At 44.1% G+C, this 14836-nt stretch carries 17 protein-coding genes; 5 read left to right on the top strand and 12 right to left on the bottom strand.

The genetic code is table 11. From position 1 onward, the window contains the following. Nucleotides 1-101 precede the first annotated feature (101 nt). Nucleotides 102-1046 (top strand): TIGR01212 family radical SAM protein, encoded by a 945-nt coding sequence (locus LJ707_RS05465; RefSeq protein WP_228949802.1) that lies wholly within the window; start codon nucleotides 102-104, stop codon nucleotides 1044-1046. Between the two features lie 276 nt (nucleotides 1047-1322). Next, on the top strand, nucleotides 1323-2552 hold the full coding sequence (locus LJ707_RS05460) for an acyltransferase (RefSeq protein ID WP_228949801.1): 1230 nt from the start codon (nucleotides 1323-1325) through the stop codon (nucleotides 2550-2552). A gap of 1 nt (nucleotide 2553) precedes the next feature. Here LJ707_RS05460 and LJ707_RS05455 read toward each other — a convergent pair whose 3' ends face one another. Next, nucleotides 2554-3024, bottom strand: a complete 471-nt coding sequence (locus LJ707_RS05455) for an SRPBCC family protein (RefSeq protein WP_228949800.1) — start codon at nucleotides 3022-3024, stop codon at nucleotides 2554-2556. Nucleotides 3025-3212: 188 nt separating this feature from the next. Here LJ707_RS05455 and LJ707_RS05450 point away from each other — a divergent pair, with 188 nt between their 5' ends. After that, complete coding sequence (locus LJ707_RS05450; protein ID WP_228949799.1) at nucleotides 3213-5597, top strand: ABC transporter permease; 2385 nt, start codon at nucleotides 3213-3215, stop codon at nucleotides 5595-5597. A gap of 6 nt (nucleotides 5598-5603) precedes the next feature. Here LJ707_RS05450 and LJ707_RS05445 read toward each other — a convergent pair whose 3' ends face one another. From LJ707_RS05445 to LJ707_RS05395, 11 genes are all read right to left on the bottom strand, one after another. Then, nucleotides 5604-6077, bottom strand: coding sequence for a ribonuclease H-like YkuK family protein (locus LJ707_RS05445; protein ID WP_228949798.1), 474 nt, complete (start codon nucleotides 6075-6077; stop codon nucleotides 5604-5606). Nucleotides 6078-6247: 170 nt separating this feature from the next. Next, nucleotides 6248-6469: a hypothetical protein gene (locus LJ707_RS05440; protein WP_228949797.1), complete on the bottom strand. Its 222-nt coding sequence runs from the start codon at nucleotides 6467-6469 to the stop codon at nucleotides 6248-6250. A 71-nt stretch (nucleotides 6470-6540) separates the two neighbouring features. Next, the gene (locus tag LJ707_RS05435) at nucleotides 6541-6879 is read right to left on the bottom strand and encodes an MGMT family protein (RefSeq protein ID WP_228949796.1); all 339 of its coding nucleotides are present in this window, start codon (nucleotides 6877-6879) and stop codon (nucleotides 6541-6543) included. Between the two features lie 6 nt (nucleotides 6880-6885). Then, nucleotides 6886-7533 carry a tRNA (guanosine(46)-N7)-methyltransferase TrmB gene (trmB, locus tag LJ707_RS05430; protein ID WP_228949795.1) on the bottom strand — a complete coding sequence of 216 codons (648 nt, stop codon included), beginning with the start codon at nucleotides 7531-7533 and terminating at the stop codon, nucleotides 6886-6888. Nucleotides 7534-7606: 73 nt separating this feature from the next. After that, nucleotides 7607-8083: a hypothetical protein gene (locus tag LJ707_RS05425; protein ID WP_228949794.1), complete on the bottom strand. Its 477-nt coding sequence runs from the start codon at nucleotides 8081-8083 to the stop codon at nucleotides 7607-7609. 5 nt (nucleotides 8084-8088) lie between these two features. Next, a complete protein-coding gene (locus LJ707_RS05420) occupies nucleotides 8089-8433 on the bottom strand; it encodes a phage holin family protein (protein WP_228949793.1) in 345 nt (114 codons plus the stop codon). Nucleotides 8434-8486: 53 nt separating this feature from the next. Further along, nucleotides 8487-8753: a YtxH domain-containing protein gene (locus LJ707_RS05415; RefSeq protein ID WP_194100846.1), complete on the bottom strand. Its 267-nt coding sequence runs from the start codon at nucleotides 8751-8753 to the stop codon at nucleotides 8487-8489. Nucleotides 8754-8897: 144 nt separating this feature from the next. Beyond that, the gene (locus LJ707_RS05410) at nucleotides 8898-9941 is read right to left on the bottom strand and encodes an AI-2E family transporter (protein ID WP_228949792.1); all 1044 of its coding nucleotides are present in this window, start codon (nucleotides 9939-9941) and stop codon (nucleotides 8898-8900) included. Nucleotides 9942-10023: 82 nt separating this feature from the next. Further along, nucleotides 10024-10218: a hypothetical protein gene (locus LJ707_RS05405; RefSeq protein ID WP_228949791.1), complete on the bottom strand. Its 195-nt coding sequence runs from the start codon at nucleotides 10216-10218 to the stop codon at nucleotides 10024-10026. Nucleotides 10219-10221: 3 nt separating this feature from the next. Then, nucleotides 10222-11673: a sigma-54 dependent transcriptional regulator gene (locus LJ707_RS05400; protein WP_228949790.1), complete on the bottom strand. Its 1452-nt coding sequence runs from the start codon at nucleotides 11671-11673 to the stop codon at nucleotides 10222-10224. A 123-nt stretch (nucleotides 11674-11796) separates the two neighbouring features. Beyond that, entirely contained in the window at nucleotides 11797-12579 is a 783-nt protein-coding gene (locus LJ707_RS05395; protein ID WP_228949789.1) for an enoyl-CoA hydratase/isomerase family protein, read from the bottom strand. A gap of 174 nt (nucleotides 12580-12753) precedes the next feature. Between LJ707_RS05395 and LJ707_RS05390 the strand changes: the two genes are divergently transcribed. Together LJ707_RS05390 and LJ707_RS05385 are read left to right on the top strand one after the other, a co-directional pair. Next, nucleotides 12754-14409 (top strand): glutamine--tRNA ligase/YqeY domain fusion protein, encoded by a 1656-nt coding sequence (locus LJ707_RS05390; RefSeq protein ID WP_228949788.1) that lies wholly within the window; start codon nucleotides 12754-12756, stop codon nucleotides 14407-14409. 144 nt (nucleotides 14410-14553) lie between these two features. Then, nucleotides 14554-14835, top strand: coding sequence for a hypothetical protein (locus LJ707_RS05385; RefSeq protein WP_228949787.1), 282 nt, complete (start codon nucleotides 14554-14556; stop codon nucleotides 14833-14835). Nucleotide 14836 lies beyond the last annotated feature (1 nt).

Raw genomic sequence — 14836 nt, 5'->3', positions numbered from 1 at the left:
ATTTTCATTTACAGACATTGCCATTATTTTAAGCGCCTGTATCATCAAAGCATTATTCGTATCTTTGTAACTTACATTAATTTACGTTGCAATATAGATAAGTGGAAACAGCAGAAGTAAAACAAGGATTTAAAGGATACAATAATTACGGTGCGTGGCTGCGCGAAAAATATGACGGGCAGCGTGTGTTCAAGGTAATTGTTGACGGTGGTTTTACCTGCCCTAACCGCGATGGCTCAAAGGGCTATGGCGGTTGCACGTATTGTAATGTCGATTCGTTCACGCCATCAGTATCTCGCAGTACGCCCAACCTGCGCGAGCAGGTGGAGCAAGGCATGGAGCGCGCCATAAAAGGCAATAAGGCCGATAAGTTCATTATCTACTTTCAGCCCAACACCAATACCTACGCCCCTACGCATTATTTAAAAATGATGTATGATGAGGCGTTGAGCATCAATACCGAAAATATTGTTGGCCTATCCGTAGGTACCCGCCCCGACTGTATCGATGCTGAAAAGATAGCCTTGCTTGAAAGCTATACCGACCGCTTTGATGTTGACCTGGAGATGGGTATGGAATCCATCTATAACGATACACTTAACCAGATCAATCGTGGCTGTACGCATGAGGATTTACTGAATGCCCTGAAACTGGTGGAGAACAGCAAGCTGGATATTTGTGTGCACACCATTTTTGGCTTCCCGTGGGAAACGCGTGAAATGATGCTGCGCTATGCCGACGAGATAAACCGCCACCCACAAATAAAGTTCGTAAAATTCCATCACCTGCATATTGTTGAAGGCTCGGTAATGGGCGTTAAATATAAACGCGACCCTTTCAAGTTATTTACGCTTGATGATTATGCCGAATTTTTATGTGAGCTGTTGCCTATAGTTCGCCCGGATGTGGTGGTACAGCGCCTGTTTGGCCTAAGCGACCGTGAGTTACTTATAGCCCCTAACTGGCAGCTCAAAAAATCGGAGATACAATATTACATTGATAAAAAGATTTTAGACAGAGGCGTGATACAGGGTTCGGCATTGTAAATGACTCACCCTGTCTGCTGCGCAAAGAGGGAAATTTAAAATTACTCACCCCTGCCCCTTTCAGTTTACAAAGAGGGGTTCTTTACTTATTTAATTGATAATTTGCGACATGTAAACTCCCTCTCTACGTTAAGTAGAGAGGGGGTGCCCAGCGAAGCGAAGGCGGGGTGAGTGCCCAGGCGCGCCAGTAAAAACAATGCCAGATTATTTTATGGTACTTCGTTTGCGGCATTAGTTACTTAAACTATTGGCGTAAACCCTAAATAAAGTATCGCTTTGTCACAAAACCGCTTGCAAAACTATTTTCCGGCGTTAACCGGCGTACGCGCGCTGGCTGCCTATCTTGTATTTGTATCCCATTATTTCTACGTTTTTGGTGAAAATTTTTCCCAAATTGGGCAACGCTTCTTTGGCGAATTCCACATTGGGGTAACCATCTTCTTTGTTTTATCAGGTTTTTTGATCACTTATCGATATTATAATAACTTCCATTTAACCAAAGATTGGTTTAAGCAATACTTAAAAAATCGGGTAGCGCGCATATACCCTATGTACGCCCTGCTAACCGTTGGCGCGTTCTTATATTTTTTTGCCACCGGCGATGAAAGCATTACCAAGGGCTACAACCCATATGCCATGCTGGCCATGAACATCACCTTTGTGCGCGGCTTTTTTTATAATTTTTGGGATACAGGCATCGCCCAGGGCTGGTCGCTCACGGTTGAGGAGTGCTTTTACTTTTCGGCGCCGTTCGCCTTTTTTATTATGCAGCGGTACCGCAAATTTTGGCTGCAACCGGCCATTATAACCGGTTTTGGGGCGCTGTTGGTGGTTGTATTTAGCCGGGTAGATTGGTTTGGCTTTTTCGGCAACTTCACTTTTATGATGCTGTTTACCTTTTTAGGGCGATGCTTTGAGTTTTTTGTAGGGATGCAACTGGCCCTGTATGTTTTGGGCAAGGGCTTTGTGCGTAAAACCAGGATCAGGTACTCGTACCTCGGCTTATTCCTGATGTTTGCGTGTGTTTATATTATGGCCTTGCAAACCCCGGCAAAGGGCTGGCCTACCGGCCTGCAAAGCCCGATAGGTATTTTTACTAATAACTACCTGTTGCCAGTTTGCATAGCTTTGTTTTTTTACGGGCTGCTTACCGAAACTACCATTCTCAAAAAAATACTGGCAAATAAATTTGTTGAGCTACTGGGCAAAAGCTCATACATATTTTACCTGATACACCTGGGCTGGATGTATAACCTGCTGCATGGCTGGTTTAACCACGCCAATGATTATGCTTTTGAACTATACGACAAATGGGGTAAAGACTGGTACTCGCCTTTTGAAAATGACCCGATCAACCTTTTATATGCTTTTGTAATATTGAACATCATCTCCATCATCCTGTTTAAACTTGTTGAGGAGCCGCTGAACCATTACATCCGCAAATCTGACTTTTTGATAAAAAATCCCAAAAAGAACCCCGAAAACAAATCAGTACTGATCAAATAGATTAAAGCTTACCAAACATTTTTTCAATCGCTTTTTCGCGGTGGCTGAATATCTGGTTCACTTTTTTATGTACCAATACTTTGTTGGCTATGGTACCTACCGCGCCGTAAGGTATAGCGTAAGTCAGCTTGTCAGTCATGTGTATGCCGCCTTCAACTTCTTTAAAATGATGTTCGTGGTGCCACATGGCGTACGGCCCGAAACGCTGCTCATCAATAAAATAGCTTTTATCGTCGGCAATGTGGGTTATCTCGGTCGTCCAACGCATTTTTATGCCGAACAAGGGCGATATATTGTAGGAGATCAGCATACCCTCGTACATCTTGGTATGCTCTGTATAGTCTGACGTGATGACGAAGCCCATGCCTTGCGGGGTGATCTTAGCTAAATTAAGCGGCGACGAAAAAAAGTCCCATGCCTCGGCATGTGAGATCGGGATGGCCTGCTCCCATATTAAAGTGTAAGTTTTCACGCAGTGATAACATACAATATTGATAATAGTTGTTACATCTGCACAAAACAACATTTGCAATAAAAACGAACGCAGTGTTTCATTATCGCACAGCAATAAAATACGTAGATAACTGAATTATAGCAATTTATATATTGGCTTAAAATATGTACCTTTTTAAGTGTTAGCTAACCTTTACTGATCTGCCCATGACCCATCTTGACATAAAAATCGCGCTCCGGACTTTTTTAAAAGGCAAATGGTATAACTTTTTAAACATCGCCGGTTTGGCGTTGGGTTTGGCGGCGTTTATTTTTGTAATGCTGTATGTTGATAACGAAACCGGCTACGATAAATGGAATAATAATATTAACCGCATTTATTTAGTAGAGCGTGAAATGCCTAATGGGCCATCGCCCTACACTCCGGGTAAACTGGCGGCAGAAATAAAAAGTCAGTGCCCCGAAGTTGAAGAAACCGGCAGAATGAATACAGCATTGTTTCAGTTACCATTTCATACCTCATCCGGGCGTTTCCTGATTAAAAAATGGGTTGGTGCAGATTATTCCATAGCCAAAATTTTAGGCATTAAACCCAAAGGCTTTAATCTTAACCCCAACAGCGCCACACCTACCATACTGCTATCAAAACATACAGCCAGCATACTTTTTCCGGGCGACAGCAATGTTCAAAACAAAACCGTGAACATGATCTCCAAATCAGGCATGCCCATGACCATAGCAGGTGTGGCCGAAGACGCGCCCGGAAATACCAATCTGAATTTTGATTGCATCGGTTTTAGCGAGGATATAACGCAGGGCAAGGATCAAAGCTACGCCAACCAGATCTATCAAACCTATTTATTGGTAAAGCCCAATGCCGATGTAGCCTTACTCTCAAAAAAGATTGACAGAATATATAAAGCAGCGGCCATGGCCGATAGTAGCCAGGTAGCTAAAGAAGCCTTAACCCTCAGCTCAGCTAAGCCCGCTATTTATTTAGATCCGCTTAAAAACCTGCACTTAAAGCCCCATTATAGCTCGCATGCTAATGATCAGATTGTAAAAAGCCTCATTATTTTAGCATTGATTATACTGATAGTAACCGGTGTAAACTTTACCAACCTTTATATTTCACAGGCAAATAAACGTTCAAAAGAAGTTGGCGTTAAAAAGGTAAACGGTCAGCTAAAAAGGCAGATCATTTTTCAGTTTTTGATAGAGATATTTTTCCAGTGCCTGTTGGCTTTATCAATAGCGTTTGCTGTTGTGATGATGGGCCTGCCTTATTTTAACAATTTATTAGGTGTTGATCTGCTACTTACAGGCATAACCATAAAGATTATAGCGCAACTGTTAACAGCGGTAATATTGCTTACCCTATTAGCGGGCATTTACCCGGCACTGGTTATGGCGGGCTTTAAGCCCATAGAGGTGCTGCGCGGAAATCAATTTGCCAACCGCGATACCTTTTCGTGGATACGAAATTCAATAACCGTATTGCAATTTGCGTTCGCTATTGGTTTTGTGATAACACTTATCGTCATCAGTCAGCAGGTTACGTTTATGCGATCAGAAAATGTAGGCTTTACCGCCAAACAGGTGGTGTATATTGATAACCTGGCCATTTATAATGACCCTGCAAAGTTCGCCCCGGTGAGTGATCGTATAAAAGCTATTCCGGGTGTAAAGGCTGTTAGTGTGGCATCAAATATACCCGGCGGCATCATTCCGGCATCCTATGAATACAGGGTGCGTAATAAGGCGTATTCCATGCAAACTATTGGGGTGGGTTACGGCTATTTTGAAACCCTGAATATCGGGGTAAAAGAGGGCAAGCTTTTTTCATCAACCTTTAAGGCTGATTCTGCCCACGCGGTGATCAACGAAACAGCGGCCAAAGCGATGGGATTGAATGATCCTATCGGCAGCGTGGTATCAGGCTGTGGCGGCAATTATAAGGTTATAGGTGTAATAAAGGATGTAAAGGCCAACGGTTTTGAAGGCAGCGTACAACCAGCCATATACCTGATGAATGTCGGTTGTGGCTTACTAAAAACACAAATAATGATAAGTGCCGAAAGCAAAGCCATACCCAACCTGCTAACCACCCTTAACCGCCAGTGGAGCGACATTAACAAAATGGATGGCGATAACTTTAACTATCACTTTTTGGATGAACTGTATGGGCAGCTTTTTTTAAAGCAGGAGCAGTTACGCTCAGTACTAACCTGTTTTTCGGCATTGGCTATATTTATCGCCTCTTTAGGCTTTTTTGCATCGGCTGCGCAGGCCATACATCTCCGCATAAAAGAGATAGCACTCAGAAAAGTATTTGGCGCAAATGGCAAGCAACTGCTGGTAACGCTAAGCAAGCCATTCTTTTACATTGTATTATTAGCTAACGCCATAGCATGGCCTGCATCATACCTCATCACAAACCAATGGCTGGAAACATTTGCTTATCGCGTTAATGTTTCCTTAGTACCGTTTATAATTGCGCTGTTCATATCAGCCGCCATAGTGGCCATTACGGTTTGCCTGCAAATTGCCAGAGCCGTTAATTTTAATCCGGCCCTCAAGCTTAAAGTTTAACCGGCTTTACTGCACCATTTTATTAGCGCAATACGAGCTGGCAAAAGCCTCGGGCTTGGCCTTGAACACAAAGCCCATACTTAAAATATAGCCCATGGCCTCGTGCAGGGCCTGGTTGCTTTTAAACATTGGGTTGGTGTTAATGTCGGCATGTACCTCCAGGTCAACATCGTACAGGTCGAGCAGATCGCAAAGACGGTAAGCCGTGTCGATAGATTTTTGCACCTCGGTAAGCATCCGCTCCTTAATGCTCATTTTTTGCGATGTACGCTCCTGATGAATGAACATGAATCCGCCCCGCTGCTCGCGGATAAACACAATTACCGTGGCAAAATCAGTAACAGCGCCCTTAACCTGCGAGTCGGTACCAATGCAAACTTTAAGTTTATTACCAAGCAGGCTCTCACGCTCAATGGCGTGTTCAACTTCTTCAAGAATGGGCGTTTGGATCACTTCGCCGCTGAATTTTCTCCAGGTCATATAAAATGTTTTAGGTTAATTTATAGTGACCCTGAATAGGTCAATAAAAATAAGCTATAACATTCCATATTAATGTGAATAAGCAATTATTTATTTGTTAACATTATACTGATTGTCAACAAAATACAGCGATTTACAAATAGCCTTTCATAAAAAAAGAGCAGCCTGGGCTACTCTTTTTTTGTACTGTCAACCACTGCCGTTCCTCCCGAACCTGAATTATCTAAACCGGTACTTGAGCTATCGGTATGCTTTATTACAGTGTCGGTATTCAGGGTGGTATCATTTGAATTTTGCGGACTATCGGTACCCGCACCCTGCTGGTTGGTGCCACTGCAAGCAGTAAATGCTAAGGCCGCGGCTACTATCGGTATTAAAAATAGCTTTTTCATGGTAATGAAGTTTTATTTTACAACACCCTTACCTTGCCAATAGTTTAAATAAAATACCTAAAAGTTAAAAATCAATCTAAGGAGAGCTCTACAGATGGGTCCCAAAACTTTTCCTTAAAATTCTGGATCTTGTTATCCTCAACCATAATGCCTTCACTGGCCAGCATTTGCTCCATAAGCTCAAACGTAGGGAAATGGAATTTACCGGTAAGCAAGCCCTGGCTGTTTACCACACGGTGTGCCGGTACAGGCGGGTACGCCGCCCCTGATGCGCCCATGGCATAACCCACCACCCTGGCCGAACGCTTTGTACCGAGAAAATGCGCGATAGCGCCATACGAGGTTACACGCCCGGCAGGTATTTGCCGCACCACCTCATATACCCGGTCAAAAAAGTTCTCTTCGGCCATTATTGGTTAAAATGAGAATTTAAGGTAATTGATATTCTTGTTATCCTGTAAATATTTGCGCTCGTAATAAGTTTTTATGGATAGCACCTCATCAGCATACGCCGAGTGGTAAAGATCCTCAGTACGTACGTGCAGGTTTAAGCCCAGGTCGGCTATCTTTTCGGCAGTGTAGGCATGTAAACCATCATTATCCGTTTTCAGGTTAATAAAGCCGCCCGGTTTTAATATCTGCTTATATTTTTCAAGAAAACGCGGCGATGTTAACCGCTTTTTTTCGCGGCTTAGCTGCGGCTGCGGGTCGGGGAAGGTAATCCAGATCTCGTCTACCTCGCCCGGCGCAAAGTAATCCAGTATGGTTTCTATTTGTATACGTAAAAAGCCTACGTTGTTAACACCCTCCTCTAACGCGGTTTTAGCCCCGCGCCAAATACGGTTGCCTTTATAATCAATGCCAATAAAATTCTTTTCAGGAAACATACGGGCAAGGTTTACGGTGTATTCACCTTTACCGCAGGCCAGTTCAAGCACTACCGGGTTGCTGTTCTTAAAAAAATCGTTGGCCCAGCGGCCCTGCATTACCTTGCCTTCATCAAGCTGCAGTACATTGCTAAAGGTTGCCACCTCGGCAAACCTGCGTATCTTATCTTTACCCACTTAAAAAAATTAAAGCGCAAAAATAACTTTCGCCATGGCTAATAGCAAATGCGGTGGTTCAATAAAGTATTTATCAGTAAGTTTCGGTATAAGGCGGCACGCTTGCCACAGGCGGAACAACTACCGTTTCTACAACAACATCCGGCTTTTTCTTTTTACCTATGCTACTGGTAATACTACTGAACAGGCCCTTTACTTTGCCCCACACGCCGGTAACAGAATCCTCATTAATATAGGTAGAGGCCTTTTGAGATAGCACGCTTACTAAAGCTTTTACCAGGAAGTTTGAGCCCCTGAACAGTGTTTTGTTAAGCGTTAACGGTAATAAAAAGCGTGAGATAAGGCCAACAAAATCCTGCTTAAAGAAGCCTGCGCCCTTAACGCCGTCAAGCGTGGCCGATTTTGGGAATATGGATAATACTGTGGCGAATAATGCTGACGGGCTGCTGAAACGCAGCTTTAATGATGTTGATTGTACATCTTCAGCAATTGTAAGCCTCGCGATCTCACTTCTCAGGTCGTCGATATTTTTAATTGGTATGCCTGCCATTGCTTTTATTTGAAGATTTTACGAATGAAACCATTAATTATTGGTTTTTCAAAGCTGCCTTTTGCCGCTATAATGATAATAACGATGAGCAGATACAAACCAGCCACCGCGCCGAAACCCTTCCAGTAAGAAGCAAAAACATCGGCCAGGAACAACGCCAGCGTAAAGCTCGCGAATAGGAATGTTACTGCCGCAATTACTACAACAATCAAATCAATAATGATGCTGGCAATAACTGATGAGCCTTTTTCAATGGCCTTGTATTTTGCAAGCGTGAAACGCGTTTCGGCGTACTCCTTCAACTGATCAATGATCGGCTGTGTTGATGTAGTATCTTTTTTTTCTTCCATAGGTAGAGGGTAGTATTAGTAGCCCCGCCTTGCGGCGGGGCTGTAAAATTTATTTATGCGTGCTCAAGGTCGTCCTGGTATTCTTCTTCGGCACCTTTAATTTTTGTTTTGATGTTTTGAACAACCTTGTCTTTAAAACCAACCAGGTTATCTATCTCAGCGGCTGCCGTATCCTTAATTGAATCACCAAGGTTTTTTAACGATTCGCTGAGCTTATCACGGGTTTCAGAGCCTTTATCAGGGGCAAATAATAACCCTAATGCCGCGCCTGCCGCTATTCCTGCCAGCAAGGCAACTACTGTTTTTGTGTTGTCGTTCATATCCTATAAATTTTAAGTTGACGATTTTGTTTTAAAAAATAATTAAATACTTTACCGTAAAGTCAATACGCGCCTTTGCAGGACTAAATATGTAATTATTTAACCGTTTTTTACCCTTTATAGTTTATCGCACCTGAATTTTTTTTAAAGATCGGGCCCCGTGCGTATGCGCTCCAGGCGCTCGGCAGCCATGCGGTTGGTTTGGTAAATTTCAACCAGTAATAAAAAGTATGATAGCAGTAAAGGGCCAAATACCAGCCCCAAAATGCCAAATAAAGGCAGGCCGATAAATACCCCTACTACCGATATAAGCGGATGCGTATTGGCAATGCGCTTATTGATTACCATACGCAAAACATTATCAACATTACCAATAAAAAGTACACCGTACGCTATCAGCACAACGCCCTTTATGGCATGGCCGTCAGCCATCAATAACAGCCCGGCTGGTATGGTAAGCGTTGGCGCGCCAACTACGGGTAAAAACGAAATAAAAGTACCTATCACGCCCCAGAATATAGGGTCGGGTATGCCGAATATCCAAAAGCCATTGGCCAGCAAAGCGCCCTGTACTATAGATATAACGCCCTGCCCCAAAACGTTGGAGTAAGTAGAATTACGCAACTCTTGCGCAAACTTTAGCGCATGCTGCTCCCGAAAGGGAGCGTAGCGCAGCAAACCCGCCTCAAAGCTCTTCATCTGTACAAACATAAAATACAGTATAAAGTACATGAATAACAGAATGACAATAATATTGGCGGCACCACCTATAATGGATGGAAACAGCTCTGTAGCGTAATCGCTCAGCTTTTGTATGCCATCCTCAACAAAGTGGGGTTTGTTAAGATTAGAGCCGGTAAAGGCATCTATTTTTTTGAACCATTTTTCGAGCAGGAAAGAGTCGGTGTTAAGCTCAGCGATCTTGTTGATCACCATAAAGCTCAGCAGCAGAAATGGTATAACGATAACAATAAGCGATACTATAATAATGCCTACCGCAACCACAGGGCCGTTAAGCCCGCGCCGCTCAACCAGGTATAGATAACTTGAACGGAATATGGTGAAAAGCACAACCGCACCCAATATGGAGCTAAATAAGCCGCTAAGCGCGTACAGCAAAAAGCAGCCAAGCACAATAATGCTTACCAGTATAATGTTATTACGCTGCTTATAGCTAAAGATGGACATGTAAATGGAACAATTTTGCTTACGCTACGGTAATAATAAAATAAGGCAAATTGTTTTAATCTGCCTTATTACGTAAACGTTATTATTTATCTGCCAATATTTCCTGTATCTTTTTACAGCTTATGGCAATGGCTTCGAGGTAAAACCTGTAATCCTCGGTTTGGTCGGTTACCTCGTACTTTAACTGCTCAAGGCAAAGGTTGATGTTTGAAAGCTGGTTGTTAACATCATGCCTCAACAGGTGTATATCAATTTTTTCTCCTGTATTATCTGCCATACTTTATTTACCCATGTTGATGGCTTTCATTTTATTATAAAGCGTTTTGCGGTCTATCTTCAATATCTCGGCGGCGCGGGTTTTGTTAAAGTTCACCTCACGCAATACACGCAAAATAGTTTCGTACTCGGCCTCAAGCGCGGCATTTTTCAAGTCGTGCTTTATCTCCTTAACCTCAACCGGAGCGGCTGCAACCGTAGCCGAAACAGATGAGGTACCCACACTTTCCAATACAGGCATTTTATAGTTTGATAACTCAAGCGGAAGCGCCTTTAAAGGAACTTCGCCGCCCTCGGTTAACAGGGTTGCACGGCGAACAATATTTTTAAGCTCGCGGATGTTACCCGGCCAGCGATAGTTCATAAAACATTCTACCACCTCCTCTGAAAATGCCGTTACGCTACGGCCCAGCTCCTCGTTAGCAATATGTAAAAAGTGCTCAGCCAGCGCTATAATATCCTGCCCGCGATCACGCAGTGGCGGCATGTAAATGGCAAATTCGTTAAAACGGTGATAAAGATCCTCACGGAAACGGCCTTTGTTAATGCCATCCTGCAGGTTCTCATTAGTAGCTACGATAATGCGCACATCCAGATCGATCTCCTTAGTGCTACCAATACGTTTTACCTTACGCTCCTGCACGGTGCGCAGCAATGCTGCCTGAATATCGTACGACAGGTTGCCCACCTCATCCAGAAACAGGGTACCGCCATTAGCCATTTCAAAGTGGCCTATCTTAGTGTATAAAGCACCGGTAAATGAGCCCTTTTCGTGCCCGAAGAACTCGCTTGCGGCAAGCTCCTTGGTAAGTGAGCCGCAATCCATCGCAATAAATGGTTTGCTTGAACGCGGACTGGCCACGTGTATGCTCTTGGCAACAGCTTCTTTACCGGTACCGCTTTCGCCTAATATAATTACGCTGTAACCTGTTGGGGCCACCAGGTCAATCTGACGGGCCAGTTCTTTTGAGGCGCGGCTGGTACCAACCACAAACTCGCCGCCCATTAAATGCTTTTTACCATTATTTTTGGCTGAGGTAGTTTTTTCGGGCGCGGCAACCGGCAATTCTTCCTCATCAGCCTGTAAAAGCGCGTATTGCGTTTCAATGGCTTTGTTAATGGTGTTTAATATCTCATCCGGGTATAGCGGCTTGGTGATATAATCATATGCGCCCATCTTGATCAGTTCGACAGCCATTTTTATATCAGAATAACCGGTAATGATGATCACGCCGGTTTTAGGGTAATTCGTCTTGATATGACGAAGCATCTCGCGCCCATCGGTATCCTCTAACCTGTAATCGCAAAGCACAAGGTTAAATTCACTGTTCTTCAAACTTTCCAGCCCGCTGGCTCCGTTTGAGGCAGTAACTACATCAAAGCCATTTCGTGTTAGAAATTTTGACAACAACAAGGCGACGTTCACTTCATCATCTATGATGAGAATTCTTTTCATACAGCAAAATAGTGTTTATAGGGCAAAATATGCAAGACATAAATACAATCTGCAATTTTATGTCTTATACTAAAAAAAATTAAATTAGGTTACAAAAAAAACTTAACCATGGGGCAACCACAGTTATTTCCCCTTAAAATCAGGCTTCCTTTTCTCTGTAAAAGCCGCTATGCCCTCGCGGGTATCATCAGTTGCAAAGCAGGCGGCAAACTCATTTATCTCTACATCAAACCCTTTTTCAGCATCAGTAATGGCTGCATTTACCGCCTTAATGGCTGATGCCACAGCCAGTGGCGCCCTGGTCAGTATCTTATTCATGATCTCTTCGGCCTTTGGCAACAAGGCATCCGGCTTTACAACATGGTTCACCAAACCAAACTGCAGAGCTTGCTCCGCCGTGATCATATCGGCAGTTAATATCATTTCAAGCGCACGCCCCTTACCTACAAGGCGGGTTAAACGCTGCGTACCGCCGTAACCCGGTATAAGCCCCAAAGTAACTTCGGGCAAACCCAATTTAGCATTTGCCGATGCCAAGCGGATGTGGCAGGCCATAGCCAGCTCAAGCCCACCGCCTAAAGCAAAGCCGTTTATAGCGGCTATAACCGGTTTATTACCATGCTCAATTACATCAAAAACATTATGCTGGGCTGTTTCGGCCATCTTTCGGCCGCCATCGGTATCAAGCGGGGCAAACTCGGCAATATCAGCACCAGCAACAAAAGCCTTTGGCCCGGCACCGGTTATTATAATGCCGCCAACATCAGTATTTAAAAAAGCCTGTTTTATAGCCTCGCCAAGTTCAGCAAGCGTAGAGAAATTTAGCGCGTTGAGTTTGCTTTCGCGATTGATAATGATGTAACAAATACGCGAACGTATTTCAACCAGTATATTTTGCAGGGGCATGCTGCTAATTTAGGGCTTAAACAAGCAAAATAACAAATCTGCCGCCATAATTATGATTATTGATGCTGTTACAGTTAAAACAAACAAAACATCCTAACACAAGGCGCTTTTTTGTATACCTTTGTAAAATTTTGCGCATTTAGATGAATTTATGCGCATTTTTAATTTTTGATCATGAGCGAAGAAAGATCGTTGAACTTTATTGAAGAAATTGTTGAAGATGATATAAGTGCCGGTAAAAACGGCGGCCGGGTACATACCCGTTTTCCGCCCGAGCCTAACGGCTACCTGCATATAGGCCATGCCAAGTCAATTTGCCTGAACTTTGGCCTTGCCCAAAAATACGGCGGCAAAACCAACCTGCGTTTTGACGATACCAACCCGGTTACCGAGGATACCGAATATGTAGAAAGCATTAAGGAAGACGTACGCTGGCTGGGCTTTGAATGGGCCAATGAGCTATACGCGTCCGACTATTTTGACCTGCTGTATGCCTTCGCACTTAACCTGGTGCGCCAGGGTTTAGCTTATGTTGATGATAGCACACCCGAAGAGATAGCCGCCCAAAAAGGCACGCCAACCGAACCGGGTACGCCTAACCAATACCGCAGCCGCCGCATTGAGGAGAACGTACAGTTGTTTGAGGACATGAAAGCCGGTAAATATCCGGATGGCGCAAAAGTATTGCGTGCCAAGGTTGATCTGGCATCGCCCAACATGCACCTGCGCGACCCGATCATGTACCGTATAAAGCATGCCAAACATCACCGTACGGGCGATAAATGGTGCATTTACCCGATGTATGATTTTGCCCACGGCCAGTCGGATGCTATTGAGGAGATCACCCACTCTATTTGTACGCTGGAGTTTATACCACACCGCCCGTTGTATGAGTGGTTTATTGAGCAACTGGAGCTTTTCCCATCGCGCCAGTATGAGTTTGCCCGCCTTAACCTTAACTATACAGTGATGAGCAAGCGCAAGCTGCTGCAACTGGTTAACGAGGGTTATGTTGAGGACTGGAACGATCCGCGTATGCCAACCATCAGCGGTTTACGCCGCCGTGGTTATACCCCAGCCAGCATCCGTGAGTTTTGCGAGCGCATTGGCGTAGCCAAGCGCGAAAATATGATTGATGTTGCGCTGCTGGAATTCTGTATCCGCGAGGATCTGAATAAAACCGCATGGCGCCGTATGGCCGTGCTTGACCCCGTAAAACTGGTGATCACCAACTACCCTGAAGGGCAAACAGAAACGCTGCATGGCGAAAATAATCCTGAAGTTGAAGGCGGCGAAGGCGGCAGAGATATACCATTCAGCCGTGAAATATGGATAGAGCGTGAGGACTTTATGGAAGTTCCGCCTAAAAAATTCTTCCGCCTGGGTGTTGGCCTGAGCGTGAGGCTAAAGAATGCCTACATTGTTACCGGCCAAAGTGTGGTTAAGGATGCTGAAGGCAACATTACCGAGATACATTGTACCTACATCCCCGAATCAAAATCGGGCAGTGATACCAGCGGTGTTAACGTAAAAGGCACCATACACTGGGTGAGCATACCACATGCTAAAACTGCCGAGATCAGGCTGTACGACCGCCTTTTCCGGGTGGAAGACCCATCAAACGAGGATGGCGACTTTAAGGAATACATTAACCCGGACAGCCTTAAAGTGATAACCGGCTTTATTGAGGAAGACCTGGCTACAGCCGTACCGGGCAAAGGTTACCAGTTTATCCGCAAAGGATATTTTACCCTCGACCAATACTCAACACCTGACAAGCTGGTGTTTAACCGTACCGTTACCTTGAAGGACGGCTGGGTAAAGAAATAAAACCTTTTTATCAGGATACCAAGCGGGCTATTAAAACATAGTCCGCTTTTTTTGTGGCTGGCAATCAGCGTGTATCAGTATTGTTATCCGGAGTTGGTTAAACCTATGTTTGCTTTTTTCATCATAACTGCAAAACATATCACAATGAAGAAAGCACTTATAATAGCCTCTTTAACATTATTTGTTATAGGCTGCACCGTATTAAAACCTGTTACTGTAGGTATGCCCGAAGAGCAGTTTATAAAGGAACACCCTCGTAGTTTGGTCGTTGAAATGTCTACCTACCGCACAGTTTATAAGGATGTTCCGTACAACATAAAAGATACCACTACCAAATTCTACTACTTTTCAAAAGGCAAACTTATGCTGATGGATGAAGGATTTTATCCGCGTGGATCTTCAGTACCGGTACCAACGCCTTTGTAGA

This window comes from Mucilaginibacter sp. UR6-1 (assembly GCF_020880975.1).
Taxonomy (GTDB): domain Bacteria; phylum Bacteroidota; class Bacteroidia; order Sphingobacteriales; family Sphingobacteriaceae; genus Mucilaginibacter.
The sequence above is the reverse complement of the archived record's forward strand: the minus strand, read 5'-3'. Positions and strand labels throughout refer to the sequence as shown.